Genomic DNA, 22,349 nt, shown 5'->3' on the forward strand with positions numbered 1-22,349 from the left:
AACCGTTCGTCGACGCGATCGACCGTCCGTCGCAGACCCGTGTGCGCGGCCTGTCCTCGGGCGGCGCCCTGCGATGCCATACGGCCATGACGGCCGGAACCACACTTGTGAACGGGACGACCGCCGAGCACGAGCTCGCCGCGCTGCAGCGCGAGCACGGCCGGCCTCTCTTCGCGCTGCTGCTCAGGCTCTGCGACGGAGACCGGCAGCGCGCCGAGGATCTGGTGCAGGAGACCCTCGTCCGCGCCTGGCAGCATCCCGAGGCCCTGCGCGCCGACGACTTCGACTCCGTGCGGCCCTGGCTGCTCACCGTCGGCCGGCGGCTCGCGATCGACGCGCGGCGGGCCCGGCAGGCGCGGCCCCCCGAGGTCGGCGACGCGATCCTGGAGAACGCCCGGGTCTGCGCCGACCACGCCGAACGGGCGGCCGCGATGCTCGACGTGCGCGAGGCTGTGAAGACACTCACTCCGGAGCACCGTGAAGTCCTGGTGCTCGTGTATTTCCAGGGGGCCAGTGTGGCGGAAGCGGCGCAGGCCCTCGGCATCCCGCCCGGTACCGTGAAGTCCCGCGCGTACTACGCGCTGCGCGCCCTGCGCAGGGTGCTTCCGGGTTACGCGGCCGACCTGCGGTGAAACCGACGGCTGAGTCAAACCTCCGTAAAGCGCCTTGCTGAGGACCATGGTTGAGTAATCGGCTGTCTTCATCCGTGTTCCGCACTGGGAGTCCGGGATCGGGCGACGCGTACGCACCGGAGGAAGGCAGGAAGGGATGCTGCACAGAGGCCACGAGAGCACGGAGGGCACCGGCGGCGGTGAACTCACCGTCCCCATGGCGTGGTTGTACGCCGAGTACATCGCCGACGAACTGCTGCGGACCGGTGATCTGATGCCGCCGACGTCCTTCGAGTTCCGCGCCGGGCGCGACGCGCTGGCGCTGACGATCTTCCTGTCCGACACCGGCGGTGAACTCTCCGGCATCCGGGTCGTCTCCCAGCTCGACACCTGGCTGTCGCTCACCGCGTACGACCAGCCCTGGCAGGACTGGGTGCGCGAGCGCATGGCCAAGCTCGCCGCCGAGGCGATGGAGTCCGGGGGGCCCACGCCCGACCTGGACCTGGCCGAGGCGGCCTGGCGCTGGCTGGAGGAGACCGAGCTGCTCGCCCCGGACCTGAACGCGGTGCCGGGCGGCGGCGCGCTCGGCACCGAGGACGAGGGGCCGAAGGTGTGGACGCCCGCCTGGCAGCTGGGGCTGCCGCTCGGGCACCTGGCGATCCACCTCTTCTAGATCCCGCCCGTTCGGGCCCCGGCCGGAAAAAATTCCGGCACGGGACCAATCCGCCGCAACGGCCGCTCCGAATCCGTTGGTTGCGATTCTGTGTGTGCCTTGAGTGATTCGGCGGTCCGGTGCGTACGGGTGGGAGCAAGGAGTAACCCACCCCACACCCAACGGCACGAGGATTCCCCATGAGGTCCCTGGAGAGGCATCGCGACGTCGCCGCGTACGCGCTCGGCGTGCTGGACGAGGCGGACGCCTTCCGCTTCGAGGATCACCTCATGGAGTGCCCCAGTTGCGCGGCACACGTGACGGAATTCGGTCCCGCCACCCGTCAGTTGATGCTGTACCGCCGGGCCACCCCGCGCTCGGTGCACCCGATGAGCAAGCCGGGACCGCGGCTGCTGGACCGGCTGCTCGGCGAGGTGGCGGGACGCGAGCGGCTGCGCCGCCGGAGCCTGCTGTACGGCCTGGCCGCCTCGGCGGTCGTGGCGCTCGGCGCGCCGGGGATCGCGATGGTGGCGGCGGACGGCGACAGCCCGGCGCGCCGGGTCGAGGCCACCGACCAGCGCTCGGGCGTGTGGGCCCAGGTCACGTCCGAGAACGAGGAGTGGGGCACCCAGGTCGAGCTGAAGGTGAAGGACGGCGCGGGCCCCCGCACCTGCCGGCTGATCGCCGTGGGCCGCGACGGCTCGGAGCAGATGGTCACCAGCTGGACGGTGGCCCGCCATGACGCCCGCGAGAGCACCATGATGGGCGCCGCCGCCTTCCATCCCGGGGAGATCGCGCACTACGAGGTGCGCACGACGGCCGGGGAGCGCCTGGTCGTGCTCGAGGCGCCCTGATCCGTCGGGCTCGAGGCGGAAGCCGGAAGACACGCATCCGTCACCACTCCCCCGGCGGCCGCAGGCCCCGGGTCCTCCCTGTGGCCTCTCACCCGTACGGCCGTGTCGTCCGTCCCGTCGCCCCGGCCACCGGGCGGGCCGTGGCGCCCGGTGTGAGACTGCTGAGGAACACGCCCCGACCGTGCCCGCGGTCCCGACGAGGGGAGAGACGGTGGCGCCGTCGGAGACCGGTGACGGTCTGCTGGAGGAGTTCCTCGCCGACCCGGCGACCCCGTCGCTGGACCTGTCCACCGCGGTGGCCCGCTGCTCCAGGGCGCTCGGCCTGCAGCACTCGGTGGTCTATCTCGCCGACCTCCAGCAGCGCCGGCTCGTCCCGCTCACCGATGTCGCCTCCGCGCTGCCCATCGACGATTCGCTGGCCGGCTGGACCTACCGCACCCAGTCGCTGCGGGTGGAGGAGTCCGAGACCGGCGGCATGACGGCGTGGCTGCCGCTCGTGGACGGTGCCGAGCGGCTGGGGGTGCTGGCGGTGCACCAGCCCGCCCTGACGCCGCTCTCCCTGCGCCGCAGCCGCACCCTCGCCACCCTGCTGGCGGTCATGGTCACCTCCAAACGGGCCTACAAGGACACCTTCGTACGGCGGACCAGGACCGAGCCGATGCGGCTGCCGGCGGAGATGCTGCGCGCCTTCCTGCCGCCGCGCACCGTCGGCACCGCGCACGTGGTGTCGACGGCGGTGCTGGAACCGGCGTACGAGATCGGCGGCGACGCGTTCGACCACTCGCTCACCGAGACGACGCTGCACGCGTCCGTCCTCGACGCGATGGGCCACAACCTCGCCTCCGGGCTGACCACCGCCGTCTCGCTGGCCGCGTGCCGCAACGCCCGCCGGACCGGGGCCGAACTGCCGGAGCTGGTGCGGTCGGTCGACGAGGCGCTGTCGCACTGGCTGCCGGACCAGTTCTGCACCGGTGTGCTCACCCAGCTGGACCTGGGCAGCGGAGTCCTGCGCTGGAGCAACTGCGGGCATCCGGCGCCCCTGCTCATCCGCGACCAGCGGCTGCTGGTCGACGCGATGGAGCGGGAGGCGGATCCGCCGATGGGGCTGCCCTCGCTGCTGTCCGGCCGGGAGCGGCTGATCCACGAGATGGATCTGCTGCCCGGCGACCGGGTGCTGCTGTACACGGACGGGGTGACCGAGGCGCGCACCCGGGACGGCGAGGAGTTCGGTCTGGAGCGCTTCGTGGACGAGGTCATCCGCGCGACCGCCGCGGGCGAACTGGCCCCCGAGACCCTGCGCCGGCTCATCCACCGCATCCTCGACGCCCAGCCCGGCCGGCTGCGCGACGACGCGACGATCCTGATGATCGAGTGGTGGCCGCCGTCCGGCTGAGCCGGCTCACTTCAGCAGCCGGGACAGCCTGCGGTCGGCCAGCGGCTTGCCGCCGGTCTGGCAGGTCGGGCAGTACTGCAGCGAGGAGTCGCTGAAGGAGACCTCGCGGATGGTGTCGCCGCAGACCGGGCAGGGTTCGCCGGTGCGGCCGTGGACGCGCAGGCCACTCTTCTTCTCCGCCTTCAGACGGCCGGCCGCGAGGCCCCGGGACCGTTCCACCGCTTCGGTGAGCGTGGTGCGCAGGGCTTGGTAGAGGGTGGTGGTCTCGTCCGGGGTGAGCTTGGCCGCGAGTTTGAAGGGGGACATCTTCGCCGCGTGCAGGATCTCGTCGCTGTAGGCGTTGCCGACCCCCGCGATCAGGCTCTGGTCGCGCAGCGCCCCCTTGATCTGGCGGCGTTCGTCCTTCAGGAGGGCGGCCAGGCGGGCCTCGTCGAAGTCGTCGGCCAGCGGGTCGGGGCCCAGCCGGGCGATGCCGGGGACCTGCCGAGGGTCCTGGACCAGGTACACCGCCAGGCGCTTCTGGGTCCCGGCCTCGGTCAGGTCGAAGCCCTCGCCCGTCTCCAGGGCGACCCGCAGCGCCAGCGGTCCCTTGCCGGGTTTGGGCGGCCCGTCGGGGAGACGGTCCTTCCACTGCAGCCAGCCCGCGCGGGCCAGGTGGGTGATCAGGCGGGGTCCGTCCGCCGTCTCCAGGTCCAGGAACTTGCCGTGCCGGCGCACCGCCGTGACCTCGTGGCCCTCGACAGCGGAGAGGGGAGGGTCGTACGTCTTCAGGACGCTGATCGCCACGGGCAGCACGCGCACGATCTCCTTGCCGACGAGATGGTCGGTAAGAAAGTCCTTGAGCGCTTCGACCTCGGGCAGTTCCGGCATACGTCCAGAGTGCCACCGGGGGCCGGTCAGTTCCGTCCGGGGGCGGTGAACTCGCACCACACGACCTTGCCGCCGCCGCGGGCCTCCACCCCCCACACGTCGGCGAGCAGCTCGACCAGGAGCAGCCCTCGCCCGGAGACCCCGTCGTCGCCCGCTTCCCGGCGGCGGGGCAGGGCGCTGGAGGAGTCCTCCACCTCCACCCGCAGCCGCCGCTCGGCACCGGTGAGGACCCGCAGGGTCACGATCGCCGACCCCTCGGTGTGCATCAGGGCGTTGGTGATCAGCTCGTCGGCGACCAGTTCGATCTCGTCGGCGCGGTCGCCGGAGCCCCAGGTGCGAACGGCGGCCCGGATCATGTGCCGGGCATGGGTGAGGGCCTCGGGGTCGCCCGGGGCGACGTGCTGCCGGAGCCGGCCGGCGGTCTGCGGGGAGTCCACGCCCCGGCGCCGCAGCAGGAGCAGGGCCACGTCGTCGTCACCGCCACGCTCCTCGGCCACCTCTATCAGCCGGTCGGCGAGTTTGCGCACGTCGTCCGGGCTGTCCGCGACCAGGGCCGTCAGGGTGCTGGTGCCTTCGTCGAGGTCGAAGCCGGGCTGCTCCACCAGGCCGTCGGTGCACAGCAGCAGGGTGTGGCCGGGATCGAGCTCCAGCGTGCGCACCGGGTACTCCAGGCGGCCGAACTCGGCGGACAGACCCAGCGGCAGACCGCCCTCCACCAGGACGCGCCGACAGGTGCCGTCGGGCGTCCGTACCAGCGGGTCGATATGGCCGGCGCGCACCATCTGCACCACTCCGGTGGACAGGTCGGCCTCGGCGTACAGGCAGGTCGCGAAGCGGTCGGTGTCGAGTTCGTGGAGGAAGACGGAGGCGCGCGCCATCACGGTGGCCGGGGTGTGCCCCTCGGCCGCGTAGGCGCGCAGGACGATCCGGAGCTGCCCCATGACGGCGGCGGCGTGCGTGTCATGGCCCTGGACGTCGCCGATGACCGCTCCGACCCGTCCGCCGGGCAGCGGGATCAGGTCGTACCAGTCGCCCCCGATGTCCCTGCCGAGGGTGCCCGCGGCGGTGCCGGCGCGGTAGCGGACGGCGATGTCGGCGCCGGGGACGCTCGGGATGGTGCGCGGCAGCATGGCCTGTTGCAGCCCGGTGGCCAGGTCCTTCTCCTGCTCGTAGAACATGGCCCGCTGCAGGCTCTGCGCGATGCTGCTGCCGAGGGCGACGAGCACGTTGCGATCCTCGGGCGAGAAGCCGCGACGGTCGCTGTAGAGCAGGCCCATGGCGCCGATGGGGCGGGCCTGGGCGATGAGCGGGAGGTAGGCGGCCGAGGTGATGTCCAGGTCGGTGATGTGCGGCCACAGGATGGGGTAGCCGTTGGCGAACTCCTCCGGCGACTCGATGAAGCGCGGGGTGAGGGTGCGCACCACCTCGCTCATCGGGTACGGCTCCTCGATGCCGGTGACCCGGGTGCCGGGGACGAAGCTGCCGGCGGGGCCCTCGGCGATCAGCCGGATCCGGCCCGCCTCGACCAGTCCCATGACCAGGCTGGTGGCGCCCAGATGGGTGACGCCGTGGGTGTCCTTCAGTACGTCGATGACGTCCTGCACGGTTCGGGCGTGGGCGAGCGCGGCGGTGGTCAGCTCGACGACGTTCGTCTGCTGACGGCGCAGTTCGTCGGCGGCGGCCTGGTCGCGGCGCGCCGCACTCTCGCTCAGTTCCTGGGTGGCGTCCCGGACGATGCCGATGATGCGGCGCGGGCGGCCCGTCCCGTCGCGCCGGATGTAGCCCTGGGTGTGGGTCCAGCGCAGGGAGCCGTCGCGGCGGCGGATGCGGAAGTAGGCGCCGTAATTCTCGCTGCCGTCCTTCATCGCCTGGGCGACCATGGCGTCCAGCCGGTAGCTCTCGGCGCGCGGGACGCGCACCGCGAGGCTCTCGGCGCGGCCGTCGAACTCGTCGGGGCGCAGGTCGAAGACCTCGTGGGCCTGGGCGTCCATGTGGAACAGGCCGCTGTCCAGGTCCCAGTCGAAGCTGCCCATGCGGTTGAGCGCCAGAATCGGGTCCGGGTGGGCGGGCCAGTCGTCCGGGAGTGACAGGGCGCTCGCTCCCCGATCAACCATGGGCCTACCTTGCCAGGATTTGTCCGATTCTTCGACTGGGGGCTTGACCGGGGAGGCCCGCGGAGGGCTCCCCGGTCAAGCCGGGGCGGGGCGCGGTCAGTCGGTGAAGACGTTCGTCGGGCTGCCGAAGATGCTGCCGGAGGGGGACCGGCCCTCGGGGTCGTCGGGGATCAGCCCGCCCCCGTCGGGCAGGTCGGCGGTCTCCGGGACGGACTCGGGACCGACCTCGTCGGGCACGGTGCCGCCGAAGTCGGGCAGCGAGGGCTCGGTGGCGGTGCCCTCGTCGGTGCCGGTGTCCTCGTCCGTGGGCACGAGCGGGCTCTGCGGCTCGGTCGTCGGCGGGGTGGCCGTGACAGTGGCCGGGGGACAGTCGCTCGGCCCGGCCGGCACCTCGGGCGGTACGTCCTCGGTGGCGCCGGGGGTGACGGTGACCGTGGGGGTCACGCAGTCGGTCGGCGTGCCCTCGGGTGCGGCGGAGTCCGTGCGCTCGTCGAACGGATCGGTGGTCCGGTCGGAGGGCTCGGTGCTCTCGTCGTCCGGGGACAGACCGGCGTCCGGGACCCGCGTGTGCGGAGTCGTCGGCCGCAGGGGTTCCGGGCGGGGCACGGGCCGGTCGTGGCGGCAGTCGTGTCCGATCCGCCGCTCGATCCAGGTGTTGCTGACGACGTTGATGATCGTGATGTTGGTGATCACCTGGGGCGCCGGAGCCACCACGACCACCTGGGTCGGCCGGTAGCCGGACCAGGCGCGGCCGCTGGTGGCGGGGCTGCCCTTGGTCGCCACGGCCGGGGTCAGCGGGTTGCCGCAGGCGCAGCGCACGCGCGGCACGCCCCGGTTGTCGACGAGGACGGCGGTGCCGGCCTGGAGGACGGACTGGTAGGTGGTCACCCGTCCGTCGCGGTAGCCGTGGTTGGTGACCCGGGTGTCGGCGCGCAGCTCGACCGGGGCGAGCCCCCTCAGATAGTCCGGGATCCCGGCACTGGAGATGCCCGCGGCCCCGGCGAAGGCGCGGGCCCGGTGCTGGTCCGCGGTCAGGTGGCCGATCTGCCGGTCCACGTCGCAGCTGCCGACGCGTGCGGTGCCGGCGTACAGGCCGGGGGTGGAGCCGGAGTAGGACCGTGCTCCGCCGGCGGACCCGGTGGGCGGCGACTGCGGCGTTCGGGTGACGGGCGGCGGGGTAGCCGTGGAGGTGGCCGTGGAGTCCGTGAAGGGGTCGGGCCCCTGGGCCGCGGCCGGCTGGAGGAACACCTCGCCGCTCGCCGCCGCGCCCTTGTCGCCTCCGTCGTCACCGCAGCCGGCGACGAGGACCGCCACAGCGAGCGCGCAGGCCGTGACCAGGATCCCGGTGGGTGTCCGGGTGGGGGTTCGCACCACGTTCTCCCGCCTCTTCTGGGGGCAATTCGTCCTTATTGTCCGCTTCACCCGCACGGGTTACGCAACCGGAGGGGTCCAGCACGGAGAGTGACCGGAGGGCGGAAGCTGTCGGGCGGGGCACGGACGCCGTCGAGGGGACCCGGACGCCGTCGGCGGGACAATGGACGAAGGAGCACAGGTCGTGGAGTGGTTCACCGCACCCGAGTACTGGCTGAGCCGGCTCGTCTTCCAGCGGGCTCTGGCCGGGGTGTACCTGGTCGCCTTCCTGACGGCCGCCCTCCAGTTCCGGGCGCTGATCGGCGAGCGGGGCATGCTGCCGGTGCCGCGCCATGTGGCACGGCTGCCGTTCAAGGCGGCGCCGAGCCTGTTCCAGCTGCACTACTCGGACCGTTTCTTCGCGGTGTGCGCCTGGTCGGGCTGCGCGGTGTCGGCGGCGCTGCTCGCGGGGCTCGACGGGCTGCTCCCGCTGTGGGGCGCCATGCTGCTGTGGCTGGTGCCCTGGGCGCTGTACCTGTCGATCGTCAACGTCGGCCAGACCTGGTACTCGTTCGGCTGGGAGTCCCTGCTGCTGGAGGTGGGCTTCCTCGCCGTGCTCCTCGGCAACGACGAGGTGGCCCCGCCGGTCGTGGTGCTGTTCCTGCTGCGCTGGATCCTGTTCCGGGTCGAGTTCGGCGCGGGACTGATCAAGATGCGGGGCGACGAGTGCTGGCGAAAGCTGACCTGCCTCTACCACCATCACGAGACCCAGCCGATGCCGGGCCCGCTGAGCTGGTTCTTCCACCATCTCCCCCGGCCGCTGCACCGGATCGAGGCCGCCGCCAACCACTTCACCCAACTCGTCGTGCCGTTCCTGCTGTTCACCCCACAGCCGATCGCCACGGCCGCCGCCGCCCTGATGATCCTCACCCAGCTGTGGCTGGTGCTCTCGGGCAACTTCTCCTGGCTGAACTGGATCACGATCGTGCTGGCCCTGTCGGCGCTCCGGCTCCCCGACACCTCACCCACGGTGCCGGACGCGCCCGCGTGGTACGCGGCCGTCGTCCTGGCGGTCTCCGCCCTGCTGCTCGCCCTCAGCTACCGCCCGGTCCGCAACATGGTCTCCCGCCGCCAGGTGATGAACCGCTCCTTCGACCCGCTCCATCTGGTCAACACCTACGGCGCGTTCGGCAGCGTCAGCCGGGTCCGCTACGAGGTGGTGGTCGAGGGCACCGACGAGGCCGTACCGCGCGAGGACTCGGACTGGCGGGAGTACGAGTTCAAGGGCAAGCCGGGCGATCCCCGGCACTGGCCCCGGCAGTTCGCGCCGTATCACCTCCGGCTCGACTGGCTGATGTGGTTCGCGGCGCTCTCGCCCGCGTACGCCGGCTCCTGGTTCGGCACGTTCGTGGAGCGCCTGCTGGAGAACGACCGGGCCACCCTGAAGCTCCTGCGCCGCTCCCCCTTCCCGCCCGACGCGCCGCCCCGCTACATCCGCGCCCGTCTGTTCCGCTACCGCTACACGACCTGGCGGGAGCTGCGGGAGACGGGAGCGTGCTGGGAGCGGACCTATGTGCGGGAGTACCTGCCGCCGACGCGGCTGGCGACGCGACCGGGGCGTCATGTCCCGTCCTGAGGGCCGCCGGGTCCGCGCCCAGCGCCTCAGTCGGGGAGGTTTCCGTCGCCTCCCAGGTTCGCGACCATGCGGCGCAGCACGTTGATCGTGGTGACGAAGTCAGCCGTGTCGACGCTGGCGTGAACCTGCTGCTGCACGCGCAGGTTGCGTTCCCTGGCCCGCAGCCGTCCCGTCTCCCCGGCCTCGGTCAGCGTCATGGCCCCCGCGTCCTCCGTGAGCCAGCCACGGGCGACGAGATCGTCGAACACGGCGTCGAAGTCGATGCCGAGATCCTCGTACCGCGCGAGCCGCTCGACCAGCGCCGCCCGGGTCCACCTGCCCGGAGCCGCGGCCGCGTGGTTGAGCGTCCACCAGTGCGGCTGGGTGAGACCCTCCACCGCCAGCTGGGTCCGGATCGCGCCGACCACCAGCCGGTACGCCTCGCCGCTCCAGGCGCCGATGGGCTGCGCGGCCAGTTCCTGCTGTGTGTACTCCTTGAGCGTCACGCGTCCCGCCTCCCTCGTGCGATCAACAGAACGCGATCACCGTAGAACCTCAAGTTTTCTTGAGGTCAAGGCGCTTGTCCGTGGCGCCCTGTCAGCGGCGTCGGGCGAGGTCGTGGACCCGAGTGGCGGTACCGGAGAAGACGGCCGCGCGTTCGGCTTCCGACAATCCGGCGGCTGCCGTCAACTGCGCGGCCGTGTCGATGACTTGACCGTAGGAGACTCCGCGACCGTCCAGGAGGCGGGGTCCGCCTCGGTGACCAGGCCGGAGAGCTTGCAGACGGTGTTGGGCAGCGCGGCGAGGGCGCGCAGGTGGGTCACCCAGGGGCCGAGGGCGCCGGAGGCGATGGGCGGCTTGCCCAAGTGGTCCAGGACGAAGACGAGTCCGGGCACGGCGGCGGCCGCCTCCACGCAGGCGGGGAGCTGGTGGGGCAGGACCACGAGGTCGTACACCAGCCCGGCCTCCGCCACGGCGTTCAGGCCTCGGCGCACGTCGGCCCGTAGCAGCCACCGCGGATCCGGTTCGTCCTGGACCTGGTGGCGGATCCCCTTCAGGCGGTGCCCGCCGGGGAGTTCGCGCAGGCGGGCGAGTTCCTCCGCGACGCCGGGTGCGGTCAGGTCGGTCCAGCCCACCACCGCGGCGATCAGCTCGTGCCGGTCGGCCAGGGCCAGGAGCTCCGGGGTCTCCCCGGGCACGGTGACGGTCTGGACGAGGGCCGCGCGGCCGACTCCCGCCGCCTCGGGCGCGAGGTCGGCGATCGTGAAGTCCCGCCGGAGCGGGCTGTCCGGGCCTGTCCAGTGCTGGTCCCGCGCGGACAGGTCCCAAAGGTGCACATGCGCGTCCACGGCACGACCCGGCCGGCTCATGGCAGCGCCCCTATGAGGGGCAGGCCCGCGTCCGCGCCTCCTCATGACGGCTCCTTCAGCAGGCCCGCCTCCCGCAACTCCCGCCAGAACGCCTCGGGCACCGGCGTCGCGAACTGCTCGGCGCAGTCGTGGACCTCCGCCGCCGAGCGGGCGCCGGTGAGGACCGTCGTGACCGCCGGATGGGCCGCGCAGAAGGCGAGGGCGGCGGCACGCAGGCTGATGCCGTGCCGCTCGGCGGTCTCCTTCATGCGCAGGGCCCGGTTCACCAACTCTCCCGGTGCTTGCGTGTAGTTGTACGTCGACTGCGGGCTCGGGTCGGCCAGCAGGCCGGAGTTGAACGGACCGCCGATCACTACCCTCACCCCCCGCTGCTCGGCGGCGGGGAGGAGTTCGGTGAGCGCGCTCTGGTCGAGCAGGGTGTAGCGGCCGGCGCAGAGGACCACGTCGACGTCGGTGTCGCGGACGAAGCGGGCCAGCATCTCCGCCTGGTTCATCCCGGCACCGATCGCGCCCACCACGCCCTCGGAGCGGAGCCTCTCCAGGGCCGGATAGCCTTCGCGGAAGGCCGCTTCGGCGTGGTCGTCGGGGTCGTGGAGGTACACGACGTCCACGCGGTCCAGACCGAGCCGTTCCAGGCTCGCGTCCAGGGTTCGTCGTACGCCGTCGGCGGTGAAGTCCCACACGCGGCGCTGGGTGGCGGGGACGGCGAAGCCGTTGGCCAGGTCGTCGCCGCCCTCGTCGGACGGCTCAAGTCTCCGGCCCACCTTCGTCGAAACCGTGTACTCCTCGCGCGGCCGCTCACTGAGGGCCGCGCCCAGGCGGCGCTCGGAGAGGCCGAGGCCGTAGTGCGGGGCGGTGTCGAAGGAGCGGATGCCGCGCTCCCAGGCGGCGGTGACCGTCTCGTACGCCTGTGCGTCGGTGACCTCGGTGTAGAGGTTGCCGAGGGCGGCCGCGCCGAGGCCGAGCCGGGTCACGGGGTCACCGGTCGCAGGCGCAGGCCCTGCATGCCACCGTCGACGGCGAGGGCGGTGCCGGTGGTGGCGCCGGACAGCGGGCCGGCCAAGTAGACGACGGCATTGGCGACTTCGGCGGCGGATACCAGGCGTCCGGTGGGCTGGCGGGCCTCCAGGGCGGCGCGTTCGGCCGCCGGGTCGGGGGCCTTGGCGAGCAGGCGGCCGATCCACGGGGTGTCCACCGTACCGGGGTTGACGCAGTTCACCCGGATGCCCTCGCGGACGTGGTCGGCGGCCATGGCGAGGGTGAGCGAGTACACGGCGCCCTTGGTCGCGCTGTACAGCGCCCGTTGCGGCAGGCCCGCCGTGGCGGCGACGGAACAGGTGTTGACGACGGCCGCGTGCGCCGAGCGGCGCAGATGCGGGAGGGCGGCGCGGGCGACACGGACCATGCCGATGACGTTCACGTCCATCACGTGGTGCCACTCGGCGTCGTCGTTTTCCTCGACGGTGCCCTGGGCGCCGATGCCCGCGTTGTTGACGAGGACGTCGAGTCCGCCCAGCTCGGCGACGGCGGCGGCCACGGCCTCGCGCACCGAGGTGTCGTCGGTGACGTCGGCGCGGTACGCGAGCAGGGGCTTGTCCACGAAGGAGGGGTCGAGGTCGAGAACGGCGACCCGGGCGCCGCGCGCGGCGAGGAGTTCGGCCGTGGCCCGGCCGATGCCGGAGGCGCCCCCCGTCACCAGCGCCTTGAGTCCCGCGAGGTCGCTCATGCCGCGTGCCCCTTCTTCTCCTCGAGGTCGGCGGCCCAGAACGCGCCGTCCGGGAACGTGTACCGGGCGATCGACTCGGGGCGCATGGCCGCCGAGAAGCCCGGTGCGGTGGGTGCCGTGTAGTGACCCTGGCGGACGACCACGGGGTCGAGGAAGTGGTCGTGCAGATGGTCGACGTACTCGATGACCCGGTTCTCGGTGGTGCCGGTGACCGCCACGTAGTCGAACATCGACAGGTGCTGGACCAGTTCGCACAGGCCGACCCCGCCGGCGTGCGGGCAGACCGGCACCCCGAACTTGGCGGCGAGCAGGAGGATGGCGAGGTTCTCGTTGACGCCGCCGACGCGGGCCGCGTCGAGCTGGACGATGTCGAGGGCGCCCGCCTGGAGCAGTTGCTTGAAGACGACCCGGTTGTGGACGTGCTCGCCGGTGGCGACCTTGACGGGGGTCACCGCAGCGCGGATCGCCGCGTGTCCGAGGACGTCGTCGGGGCTGGTGGGCTCCTCGATCCAGTACGGGTCGAACGGGGCCAGCTCCCGGGTCCAGCGGATCGCCTCGGCGACGTCCCAGCGCTGGTTGGCGTCGATCGCGAGACGGACGTCCGGGCCGACGACCTGGCGGGCGACGCGGCAGCGCCGTATGTCGTCGTCGAGATCCGCGCCGACCTTCAGTTTGATCTGGCGGAAACCGTCGGCGACCGCCCGGGCGGCGAGCCGGGTGAGCTTGTCGTCGTCGTAGCCGAGCCAGCCGGCGGAGGTGGTGTAGGCGGGATAGCCGTGCCGGCGGAGCCGCGCGGCGCGCTCGTGTGCGCCCTCCCGCCCCCGCCGGAGTATCTCCAGCGCCTCCTCGGGTGTCAGCGCGTCCGTGAGGTAACGGAAGTCGATCTGGCGCACGATCCACTGCGGGTCCGCCTCGGCCAGCAGTCGCCACAGCGGTGTGTCGGCCCGTTTGGCGGCCAGGTCCCACACGGCGTTCACGACGGCCCCGATCGCCATGTGCATCACGCCCTTCTCCGGTCCCAGCCAGCGCAGTTGGCTGTCGCCGATGAGGTCGCGGTTCAACGTGCCCGGATCCGCGCACAGTTCCTCGACGGGCCGTCCGACCACATGCCCGCGCAGGGCCTCGATCGCGGCGACCTGGACCTCGTTGCCCCGCCCGATGGTGAAGGTGAATCCGTGGCCCTCGTGTCCGTCGGGCGCGTCCGTGCGCAGCACGACGTAGGCGGCCGAGTAGTCGGGGTCCGGATTCATCGCGTCGGAGCCGTCGAGCTCGCGCGAGGTGGGGAAGCGGATGTCGTAGGTCTCCACCGCCGTGATACGGGACACGGAGCGCCTTTCACTGGGGCGGTCGGCGGAGGCAGCCGACGGTCAGTCCGAAAGAGCAGATGTCGGCATACTTATCAGACCAATCCCCTGAAGGAACACCCTTCGATGGCGGCTTTCCGGACTATCTCGCCCAGTGGTCAGACCACTTGGGTGGTTACACTTCCGCTCACCCGGCGAGTGGAGGAAGCGCGTGGACGAGGAGACGGCCCCGCGGAAGGGCACGGTGACCCAGCGCGCCATCGAGCGGATCAAGGCGCTGATCGCCGAGGGACGCCTGGAGCCTGGCCAGCGGCTGCCGACCGAGCGGGACCTCGCGGCCCGACTCGGCATCTCCCGCAGCTCGATGCGCGAGGCCGTCCGCGCGCTCACGGTAATGGGCGTACTGGAGGCCCGGCACGGCTCGGGCATCTACGTCACCCGGCTGGAGGCCGGCGACCTCCTGGAGACCTTCGGCGTCGTCGCCGACCTGTCCCGGGGCCCGGGTCTGGTGGAGCTGCTGGAGGTGCGCCGCATCCTGGAGTCGACGGCGACCGCTCTGGCCGCCGCGCGCATCACCCCCGAGCGACTGGCCAAGGTGGAACGGCACTTGAAGGCGATGCACGCCACCGACGACCCGGAGGAGATCCTCGCCCACGACCTGGCCTTCCACCGCGAGATCGCGAGGGCCGCGGGCAACGACACCATGGCCGCGATCCTGGAGGGCCTGTCCTCCCGCACCTTCCGCGCCCGGGTCTGGCGCGGCTACCAGGAGGAGGGCGCCTTCACCCGCACCCGCCGCGAACACGCCGCGATCCACCGGGCGCTGGCCGCCCGCGACCCGGAGGCGGCCCGGGCCGCCGCGGCGGCGCACGTGGGGGAAGTGGAGGAATGGTTGCGGGCGCAGCTTCCGGGCTGAGCCCTTCAGCCCGCCAGGACCCGCACCTGGGCGCTGGGCAGTTTCTTCCACCAGTGGCCGTACCGGCCGTACACCCGCGGTTCGCGGCCCGCCAGCAGCGCCACCAAGGCCGCCGCCTCCTCGGCGAGCCCTTCCCACACCTCGTCCGCGAGCTCGTGGAAGGCCGTCGCCTCAATGCCGCCGCTCTCGGCCGGCCGCCACACTCCGGCGACCCGGCCGTCGACCAGGAGGGTCGGCAGCACATCGCCGTTGACCCGGGTCACCAGCGGACGGTAGTCCGGCGGGATCAGCCGGCCGCGGTCGGCGTGGGCGAGCAGCACGCTGTCCCACATCGCCATCAGCCGGGGCGGTGCCGGGGTGTCCCCGGGCGGGCGGAGGGCACCCGGGAGGTCGTACAGGACCGTGCCCTCGGGTCCCTTCAGTTCCACCAGGGAGTCGGCGAGCGAGCGCACCGCGGTGCGGACCCGGCCCCGCTGCACGGTGGCGAACTGGGCCACGTCGGCCACCGAGGCGGGCCCGAACGCCGCCAGGTAGCGCGGGACGAGTGCTCGCAACGCCTCGTCCGGCCCGCCCGGGAACCTGTCCTCGGGCCCGGCCACATGCGCGGGCGAGGTGCCGAACGACCACGGCCGGCCGGTCACCGCGTGCACCAGCGGGGCGCAGGCGCGCAGCCCCCACCAGGCGCCGTCCTTCCTCTCCTCGCCGACCCGCTCCGCGAGCCACGCCGTCATGGCGCCGTTGGACCGCGGTTCCCCCGCGAACTCCAGCAGTCCCGGCTCCAGTTCGGCGGCGTCGGCGGGGGTCAGTCCGGCGGCGGCGAAGCGGTGTCCGAGCCGGGAGGCGTGCAGCGTCGGCCGCATCGCCTCCCGGACCATCCGGTAGTCCTCGGCGTGCACGGCGTGCAGGGTGATCCGCAGCAGGGTCGCCTTCAGGAGCGTGCGGTCGGCGAAGGCGGCGTCCACCTCCGCCGCCGCGAGCCCGTCGACCCGGTTCCACAACGCGAGGTACGGCGACGCCGGCTGCTGCCCCTGGAGCGCCAGGATCCGCCGTACCGCCTCGGCGACTCCCAGCGGTTCCCGGCGCAGCAGCAGTTGGCGGCCGAGGGTGGCCCGGTTGAGTTCCCGCGCGGTGATCGTCACACCCGGGATTGTGCCGTCATCCCCTCCTGAACCGCAGCGTCATCAGCTCGAACGGCCGCAGCCGTACGGCGATCCTGTTGCCGTCGTGCTCCATCGGGCCCCCTGGCAGGGGGCGCTCCAGCAGGTCCGTGGCGGCGACCTCCGTGAAGTCGAAGCCGGTGGTGAGGGTGGCCCGGGAGCGGCCTCCGTGGGCCTCGTGGAAGCGGACGACCACGTCGCCGCTGCCGTCGTCGGCGAGCTTGACAGCGGTGACGACGACCGCGTCCCGGTCCACGCCCACCAGCGGCGCGACCTCCGTGGCGCCGGTGAGCCGGCGCTCGGGCAGATTGATCCGCCAGCCCTCACGGACCGCGTCGCCGATGTCCGCGCCCGGTACCAGGGCGTGCCGGAAGCGGTGCACGCCCTGGTCGGTCTCGGGATCGGGGAAGCGCGGGGCGCGCAGGAGGGAGACGCGGACCGTGGTGGTCGTGCCGCGGTCGCCGTCGGTACGGACCGTGCGGGTCACGTCATGGCCGTACGTCGAGTCGTTGACGATCGCGACACCCCAGCCGGGCTCCCCCAGGTGCACGAACCGGTGGTTGCAGGCCTCGAACTTGGCCGCCTCCCAGGAGGTGTTGGTGTGGGTGGGCCGGTGGAAGTGCCCGAACTGGGTCTCCGACGCGTACCGTTCGGCGTGCACGTCGAGCGGGAAGGCGAGCTTGAGGAACTTCTCCGTCTCGTGCCAGTCCACCTCCGTGTCCACGAGCAGCCGCCGCTCCCCCGGCGCGAGGGACAGCAGTTGGGTGACGCGGGAGTCGCCGAAGGACCGTACGATCCGCACGCCGTCCGGCTCGGGGACGAGTTCGTCCACCTCGGTGAGGTCGGTGACCGTGTGGCGGTAGAACTCGTCGACGTCCCAGGCGTCCCACATGTTCGGGAAGTCGGAGTGGAGCTGGAGGAGGTTCCCGGCGAGCCCGGGCGGGACGCTCTCGCGGTCGCCGTCGTGGTCGTAGGCGGAGACGACGAGGCCCCGGGCGTCGATCTCGATCCGGAGCAGGCCGTTGTCGAGGACGTGCCCGCCGTCGCGGCGCCCGGTGACCGTGGTCCGGCCCTCGGCGACCGGGGTCCGCGCGCCGCCCGCCGGGATGCCGTGGCGGGTGTGCGGGGCGGAGTTGAACACCAGCGGCGTCGAGCCGTCGCCGGCCAGGGCGCGCTGGGCGCCGTCGATGACGGCGTTCAGCTGGCCCGCGAGCCGCTCATAGGTCGCCCGGGCCTCCCGGTGCACCCAGGCGATGGACGACCCGGGCAGGATGTCGTGGAACTGGTGGAGCAGCACCGTCTTCCAGATGCGGTCCAACTCCTCGTAGGGGTACGGGAATCCGGTACGCACAGCCGCCGTGGCTGCCCACAGCTCCGCCTCGCGCAGGAGGTGCTCGCTGCGTCGGTTGCCCTGCTTGGTCTGCGCCTGGCTGGTGAGGGTGGCGCGGTGGAGTTCGAGGTAGAGCTCGCCGACCCAGACCGGCGGGTTCGGGTACTCGGCCTCGGCCTTCTCGAAGAACTCCGCCGGCGTCTCCCACACCACGGTCGCCGAGCCCTCCAGGTCGCGCAGCCGGGCGGCCTTGGCGACCATCTCGCGGGTGGTACCGCCGCCTCCGTCGCCCCAGCCGGTGGGCGCGAGGGAGTGCCGGGCGGCGCCCTTGTCCTTGAAGTTGCGGGCGGCGTGGGCGATCTCGCCGCCCTTCATGGAGCAGTTGTAGGTGTCGACGGGCGGGAAGTGCGTGAAGACCCGGGTGCCGTCGATGCCCTCCCAGGCGAAGGTGTGGTGGGGGAACTTGTTCGTCTGCGACCAGGAGATCTTCTGCGTCAGCAGCCACTTGGACCCGGCCGCCTTGATGATCTGCGGGAGACCGGCGGCGAAGCCGAAGGTGTCGGGCAGCCAGGCCTCGTCGTTCTCCACGCCGAACTCGTCCAGGAAGAACCGCTTGCCGTGCACGAACTGCCGGGCCATCGCCTCCGAGCCCGGCATGTTGGTGTCCGACTCCACCCACATCCCGCCGGCCGGCACGAACCGCCCGTCCGCCACCGCCTTCTTCACCCGCGCCCACACCTCGGGCCGGTGCTCCTTCACCCACGCCCACTGCTGGGCCTGGGACATGGCGAACACGAACTCCGGCTCGTCCTCCAGCAACGCGGTCATGTTGGCGGTCGTACGGGCCACCTTGCGGACCGTCTCGCGCAGCGGCCACAGCCATGCCGAGTCGATGTGCGCGTGGCCGACGGCGCTGATCCGGTGGGCGGACGGGGCGGCCGGCTCGGACAGGACGGTCTCCAGGCGGGCCCGCGCCTGGGCCGCCGTGCCGTTCACGTCCTGGAGGTCGATCGCGTCCAGCGCCTTGTCCACCGCCCGCAGGATCTCCCAGCGGCGCGCTGAGTCCACGGGCAGCTCGGCCATCAGCTCGCCGAGCACCTCCAGGTCGATGACCAGCTCCCACACCGTCTCGTCGAGGACAGCGAGATCCATCCGGGCGAGGGTGTACTGCGGTGCGCTGCCGGCGGTCTCCTTGTCGCCCAACGAGGTGGGCCGGAAGGGGTGGTAGTCGAGGATGACCGGGTTGGAGGCGGCCTCGATGTGCAGCCGCACCTCCTCGCCGCCGTCGACGGGCGCACCGATCCGCACCCACTGGTTGCGCGGGTTGAGGCCCTTCACCGGGGTGCCGTCGGGCCGGTACACCAGGCCCTCGCACTGGAAGCCGGGCATGTTCTCGTCGAAGCCGAGGTCGAGCAGAGCCTCGACGGTCCGCCCGGCCCACGCCTCGGGCACGGCCCCGCTGACCCGGAACCAGCTGGTGCCCCACGGAGCGCCCCAGCGGGCGCCCACCTCGATCGGCTCGGGCTCGGCCGCGAGCCCTTCGGCGACCGGCACGGGCTCACCGGGCGCGTGCCACACCGCCACCTCCAGCGGTACGGACTCGGGGTACACGGCGGGGCGGATGCGCTCGTCGAGGACGCGCTTGAGGCGGGCTTCGACCAGGCTGCGGTCGTCATGCATGGGGTGCTCCGTAGGTCGTCCGGGTGGGGGTGGTCACCGGCGGTGGTGACGGTCGCGGGGGGGTACCAGGAGTGGGTCACGGTCGCGGGGGCCGATGTGGTGTACAGCTCCCCTACGGCACGCAGTTCGAACCGTGCCGCCGTCTCGCCCTGCTCGGCCTCGAGCCCGGCGACGAACCAGGCGCGCCGGCAGGTGGCGCCGAGGAAGCGCAGGGTGCCGTCGGGGAGGAGGCGGTGCGGGGTGTAGTGGCGTACGTCGCCGGAGCCCGGGTTCCAGGCGAGACGCACGTCGCCGCCGCTCGCGCCGGTGACGCGGAGGCCGGAGGGCACGGCGGGCGTACCGGGCTCGGCGGACCGGACGGCGAGCCCGCCGAGCCGCCAGGGCACCGGTTCGCTGCTCCCGTCGCGCGGGCTGAGCCGGACACCGATCGCCCGTATGGTGCCGGTCCGCACTGTGAGCCGTTCGGTCGCGGTCTGCCAGGTGTGGACCGAGTTCACAGGAAAACAGGTGTACGGCGGTGTCGCGCCGGGCGTGGAGGATTCAGCCGTCGCGACGGCCAGCTCGACGTTCACCGCACCCGTGTCGATCCGGTGCGTCAGCTCGACAACGGAGTTCACAGTGATCGGCAGCCGAGTCGCGTACACGTCCAGCACCGCAGCCGCCCTCGAACCACCGCAGCCCGTGCCCGGTGTTGAACACGCTCGCGAGCGGCACCGACGTCACGGTCGACCGTTCGGCCACCGACACGGCCGGCGCCCGCCAGCCGTCCATACCGGCAACCCACCCGCCGCCACCCGGCACCCGGCACCCGCGACCGCCCCCCGCGAGCCGCCCCCGACAACACCCCACCGGAGGACAATGGCTGCATGCGGCTGCGGAGACTCGCCTGTGGTGCCGCCGGGCTAGTGTTGCTGGTCGGGGCCGCCTGTACCGGTGGCAGGGACGATGGTGCGCGCGAGACGACGTCCGCGAGCCCCGCCCCCCGTACGGCCACCGCCGGCCCCGGCCCCCGTACGACCACCGCGTCCCCCACGCCCTCGAAGCCCGTCGCCCCGGTGTCGATCCAGGCCCTGATCCAGCGCGAGCACGACGGCTCCGGCCTCCGCCTCGGCACGGTCCTCGCCCGCACCGGCGCCTACACCTCCTACGCGGTGACGTACGAGAGCGACGGTCTGACGATCTCCGGCCTGCTGAACATCCCGCGCGGAAAGGGCCCGTTCCCGGCACTCGTGCTCGCGCACGGCTACATCGACCCGGCCGTCTACACCACCGGCCGGGGCCTCGCCCGCGAACAGGACCTGCTCGCCCGCGAGGGCTACGTCGTCCTGCACACCGACTACCGCAACCACGCCCGCTCCGACGACGACTCCGACAACGACGTGAACCTGCGCCTCGGCTACACCTCCGACGTCATCGGCGCCGTGATGGCGCTGCGCGAATCCGGCCGCCCGGAGATCGACGGTGACCGGATCGGTCTGCTGGGGCGCTCGATGGGCGGCGGGGTCGTGTACAACACACTGGTCGTGGCGCCGGGTCTGGTCGACGCGGCCGTCGTCTTCGCACCGGTGAGCGGCAGACCGCAGGACAACCTCGAACGGTTCCAGCGCGGCGAGGGCGACCCGATCGCGGCGGAGATCGACGCCGCGCACGGCACGCCCAAGGAGAACCCGGAGTTCTGGCGGAACGTCTCGCCGCTGACCTTCGTGGAGCGGGTGACCGAGCCCCTGCTGATCCATCACGGCACCGCCGACGACACCTGCCCGCCGGCCTGGACGAAACGGACGGTCGCGGCGTTCGAGGCGGCCGGGAAGGACGTGGAGCTGCGCTGGTACCAGGGCGAGGGGCACACCTTCGGGCCGCGGTGGCCGGATTCCATGGACGCGACGACGGCCTTCTTCGAACGCCACCTGCGTTGATCCGCACTCTCGACGCGGGGCGCGCCGAAGGGCAGAGTTCTCCCCGACGCACACGTACCCGCGAGTAGTCCCTGCGCAAGGAGCCCTCCGTGACCAGCTGGGTCGGCCGGACCGCCGCCGAGATCGCCGCCGCCGTGCGGGAGAAGCGGGCCACGCCCCGGGAGGTGGTGGCCGAGCACCTGGAACGGATCGCCCGCCTGGACGACCGGATCGGCGCCTTCCGCACGGTCCGCGGGGAGGCGGCGCTCGCCGAGGCCGAGGCCCTGGGGGCCCGTGGCGACCTGGCGGAACTGCCGCTGGCCGGGGTGCCGGTGGCGGTCAAGGACAACCTGGCCGTGACCGGCGAGTCCCTGCGCGTCGGGTCCGCGGCGACCTCGGCGGCGCCCTCCCCTGGCGACCATGTCACGGTGGCCCGGCTGCGGGCTGCGGGCGCGGTGGTCGTCGGCCTGACGAACGTCCCGGAACTGTGCGTCTTCGGCACCACGGACGGCGTGCACGGCGTCGCCCGCAACCCGTGGGACCTCACGCGCTCGGCGGGCGGCTCCTCGGGCGGCAGCGCCGCCGCGGTCGCCGCGGGCCTCGTCCCGGTCGCGCTGGGCAACGACGGTATGGGCTCCTTGCGCATCCCCGCGGCCAACTGCGGCCTGGTCACCCTCAAGCCCGGTCACGGAGTGGTACCGGCGGGCATCGGCGAGGGCGACTGGTTCGGCATGTCGGAGAACGGCCCGCTGGCCACGACGGTCGAGGACGTCCGCCTGATGCTCTCGGTCCTGGCGGACGCCGAACCGACGGCCCCCGTCCCACCCGGTCGGCGCCGCATCGCCCTGTCCCTGCGCAGCCCGATCTCCGGAGTCGCGGTGAGCGCCCCCTACCGCGCGGCCGCCCGGGAAACGGCCGAGCTCCTGATGAAGGCGGGCCACCAGGTCCGCCGCGCGGACCCTCCGTACCCGCTGTCCCTGAGCCTCACGTCCCTCGCCCACTGGACGGCGGGCACGGCGATCGACGCCCGGGGCCTGGACCGGCGCGCGCTGACCCGCCGTACGAGGGTCCACGCGACGATCGGGAGGCGCTTCACGGGGCACGCCGGAAAGGGGGAGAGCCGCGAACAGCTGCGCCGCCGTCTCGCGCCCTTCTTCGAGGAGTACGACGTCCTGCTCACGCCCGCCCTGGCCCGCCGCTCTCCCGAGGCGGCTCCCTGGCACGAACGCGGCTGGCTCCGCAACATCATGGTGAACACCCACTACTCCCCCTTCACCCCGCCCTGGAACCTCACCGGCTGGCCGGCGATGGCGATCCCGGCCGGCACCCTGCCCTCCGGCGCCCCCTGCGCCGTACAGCTGGTCGGGCGGTCCGGGACGGAGGCCGATCTGCTGGAACTGGCGGCGCAGCTGGAGCGGTCGCGGCCGTGGCGGCGGACGGCGCCGGTGGACGACCCCGAGTAACTCCATACGCAGTACTCTCCATGCAGTGGTTTGAGCGAGTGCTACAGGC

General features: G+C 72.6%; 17 protein-coding genes and 2 pseudogenes. 8 read left to right on the forward strand and 11 right to left on the reverse strand.

Going from position 1 to position 22,349, the window contains the following annotated elements:
- Positions 1-86: 86 nt before the first annotated feature.
- The 4 genes from ACWDRW_RS28755 (at position 87) to ACWDRW_RS28770 (ending at position 3,510) form a co-directional block, all read left to right on the forward strand.
- A complete protein-coding gene (locus tag ACWDRW_RS28755; protein WP_451727587.1) occupies positions 87-632 on the forward strand; it encodes a sigma-70 family RNA polymerase sigma factor in 546 nt (181 codons plus the stop codon).
- Between the two features lie 136 nt (positions 633-768).
- Complete coding sequence (locus ACWDRW_RS28760) at positions 769-1,284, forward strand: hypothetical protein (protein ID WP_451727590.1); 516 nt, start codon at positions 769-771, stop codon at positions 1,282-1,284.
- Positions 1,285-1,463: 179 nt separating this feature from the next.
- Positions 1,464-2,117, forward strand: a complete 654-nt coding sequence (locus ACWDRW_RS28765) for a zf-HC2 domain-containing protein (RefSeq protein ID WP_451727592.1) — start codon at positions 1,464-1,466, stop codon at positions 2,115-2,117.
- Positions 2,118-2,328: 211 nt separating this feature from the next.
- Positions 2,329-3,510, forward strand: a complete 1,182-nt coding sequence (locus ACWDRW_RS28770) for a PP2C family protein-serine/threonine phosphatase (protein WP_451727594.1) — start codon at positions 2,329-2,331, stop codon at positions 3,508-3,510.
- Positions 3,511-3,516: 6 nt separating this feature from the next.
- Here the strand turns inward: ACWDRW_RS28770 and ACWDRW_RS28775 are convergent, their stop codons facing one another.
- The 3 genes from ACWDRW_RS28775 to ACWDRW_RS28785 form a co-directional block, all read right to left on the reverse strand.
- On the reverse strand, positions 3,517-4,380 hold the full coding sequence (locus ACWDRW_RS28775; RefSeq protein WP_451727596.1) for an Fpg/Nei family DNA glycosylase: 864 nt from the start codon (positions 4,378-4,380) through the stop codon (positions 3,517-3,519).
- 26 nt (positions 4,381-4,406) lie between these two features.
- On the reverse strand, positions 4,407-6,494 hold the full coding sequence (locus ACWDRW_RS28780; RefSeq protein WP_451727598.1) for a SpoIIE family protein phosphatase: 2,088 nt from the start codon (positions 6,492-6,494) through the stop codon (positions 4,407-4,409).
- A gap of 96 nt (positions 6,495-6,590) precedes the next feature.
- Positions 6,591-7,865: a DUF6777 domain-containing protein gene (locus ACWDRW_RS28785; RefSeq protein WP_451727600.1), complete on the reverse strand. Its 1,275-nt coding sequence runs from the start codon at positions 7,863-7,865 to the stop codon at positions 6,591-6,593.
- Between the two features lie 184 nt (positions 7,866-8,049).
- Between ACWDRW_RS28785 and ACWDRW_RS28790 the strand changes: the two genes are divergently transcribed.
- On the forward strand, positions 8,050-9,480 hold the full coding sequence (locus ACWDRW_RS28790) for a lipase maturation factor family protein (RefSeq protein WP_451727603.1): 1,431 nt from the start codon (positions 8,050-8,052) through the stop codon (positions 9,478-9,480).
- 26 nt (positions 9,481-9,506) lie between these two features.
- Here ACWDRW_RS28790 and ACWDRW_RS28795 read toward each other — a convergent pair whose 3' ends face one another.
- The 5 genes and pseudogenes from ACWDRW_RS28795 to ACWDRW_RS28815 form a co-directional block, all read right to left on the reverse strand.
- Positions 9,507-9,965: a MarR family transcriptional regulator gene (locus ACWDRW_RS28795; RefSeq protein ID WP_451727606.1), complete on the reverse strand. Its 459-nt coding sequence runs from the start codon at positions 9,963-9,965 to the stop codon at positions 9,507-9,509.
- Positions 9,966-10,056: 91 nt separating this feature from the next.
- Positions 10,057-10,829, reverse strand: a pseudogene (locus tag ACWDRW_RS28800) (amidohydrolase family protein).
- Positions 10,830-10,870: 41 nt separating this feature from the next.
- Positions 10,871-11,803: an aldo/keto reductase gene (locus ACWDRW_RS28805; protein WP_451727608.1), complete on the reverse strand. Its 933-nt coding sequence runs from the start codon at positions 11,801-11,803 to the stop codon at positions 10,871-10,873.
- Complete coding sequence (locus ACWDRW_RS28810) at positions 11,800-12,555, reverse strand: SDR family NAD(P)-dependent oxidoreductase (protein ID WP_451727611.1); 756 nt, start codon at positions 12,553-12,555, stop codon at positions 11,800-11,802. Before ACWDRW_RS28810 ends, ACWDRW_RS28805 begins: the two co-directional genes overlap by 4 nt.
- Complete coding sequence (locus ACWDRW_RS28815; RefSeq protein ID WP_451727613.1) at positions 12,552-13,880, reverse strand: L-fuconate dehydratase; 1,329 nt, start codon at positions 13,878-13,880, stop codon at positions 12,552-12,554. Before ACWDRW_RS28815 ends, ACWDRW_RS28810 begins: the two co-directional genes overlap by 4 nt.
- Before the next feature lie 190 nt (positions 13,881-14,070).
- On the opposite strand from ACWDRW_RS28815, the gene ACWDRW_RS28820 reads away from it, so the two are divergent.
- On the forward strand, positions 14,071-14,775 hold the full coding sequence (locus ACWDRW_RS28820; RefSeq protein ID WP_451727616.1) for a FadR/GntR family transcriptional regulator: 705 nt from the start codon (positions 14,071-14,073) through the stop codon (positions 14,773-14,775).
- A 5-nt stretch (positions 14,776-14,780) separates the two neighbouring features.
- On the opposite strand, the gene ACWDRW_RS28825 is transcribed toward ACWDRW_RS28820, so the two are convergent.
- From ACWDRW_RS28825 to ACWDRW_RS28835, 3 genes and pseudogenes are all read right to left on the reverse strand, one after another.
- Entirely contained in the window at positions 14,781-15,914 is a 1,134-nt protein-coding gene (locus ACWDRW_RS28825; protein ID WP_451727619.1) for a winged helix DNA-binding domain-containing protein, read from the reverse strand.
- A 16-nt stretch (positions 15,915-15,930) separates the two neighbouring features.
- A complete protein-coding gene (locus ACWDRW_RS28830; RefSeq protein ID WP_451727621.1) occupies positions 15,931-18,942 on the reverse strand; it encodes an alpha-mannosidase in 3,012 nt (1,003 codons plus the stop codon).
- Positions 18,943-19,007: 65 nt separating this feature from the next.
- A pseudogene (locus ACWDRW_RS28835) lies at positions 19,008-19,710 on the reverse strand (endo-beta-N-acetylglucosaminidase); the annotation flags it as partial.
- A gap of 98 nt (positions 19,711-19,808) precedes the next feature.
- On the opposite strand from ACWDRW_RS28835, the gene ACWDRW_RS28840 reads away from it, so the two are divergent.
- Both ACWDRW_RS28840 and ACWDRW_RS28845 read left to right on the forward strand, forming a co-directional pair.
- Entirely contained in the window at positions 19,809-20,858 is a 1,050-nt protein-coding gene (locus ACWDRW_RS28840) for an alpha/beta hydrolase family protein (RefSeq protein WP_451727623.1), read from the forward strand.
- Positions 20,859-20,947: 89 nt separating this feature from the next.
- Positions 20,948-22,300 carry an amidase gene (locus ACWDRW_RS28845; protein ID WP_451727625.1) on the forward strand — a complete coding sequence of 451 codons (1,353 nt, stop codon included), beginning with the start codon at positions 20,948-20,950 and terminating at the stop codon, positions 22,298-22,300.
- Positions 22,301-22,349 lie beyond the last annotated feature (49 nt).

This window comes from Streptomyces sp. NPDC003635, from assembly GCF_053587635.1.

Coding starts and splice junctions, on each gene's coding strand:
- ACWDRW_RS28755 (WP_451727587.1), top strand. CDS start 87: ATGACGGCCGGAACCACACTTGTGAACGGGACGACCGCCGAGCACGAG.
- ACWDRW_RS28760 (WP_451727590.1), top strand. CDS start 769: ATGCTGCACAGAGGCCACGAGAGCACGGAGGGCACCGGCGGCGGTGAA.
- ACWDRW_RS28765 (WP_451727592.1), top strand. CDS start 1,464: ATGAGGTCCCTGGAGAGGCATCGCGACGTCGCCGCGTACGCGCTCGGC.
- ACWDRW_RS28775 (WP_451727596.1), bottom strand. CDS start 4,380: ATGCCGGAACTGCCCGAGGTCGAAGCGCTCAAGGACTTTCTTACCGAC.
- ACWDRW_RS28780 (WP_451727598.1), bottom strand. CDS start 6,494: ATGGTTGATCGGGGAGCGAGCGCCCTGTCACTCCCGGACGACTGGCCC.
- ACWDRW_RS28810 (WP_451727611.1), bottom strand. CDS start 12,555: ATGAGCGACCTCGCGGGACTCAAGGCGCTGGTGACGGGGGGCGCCTCC.
- ACWDRW_RS28830 (WP_451727621.1), bottom strand. CDS start 18,942: ATGCATGACGACCGCAGCCTGGTCGAAGCCCGCCTCAAGCGCGTCCTC.
- ACWDRW_RS28840 (WP_451727623.1), top strand. CDS start 19,809: ATGCGGCTGCGGAGACTCGCCTGTGGTGCCGCCGGGCTAGTGTTGCTG.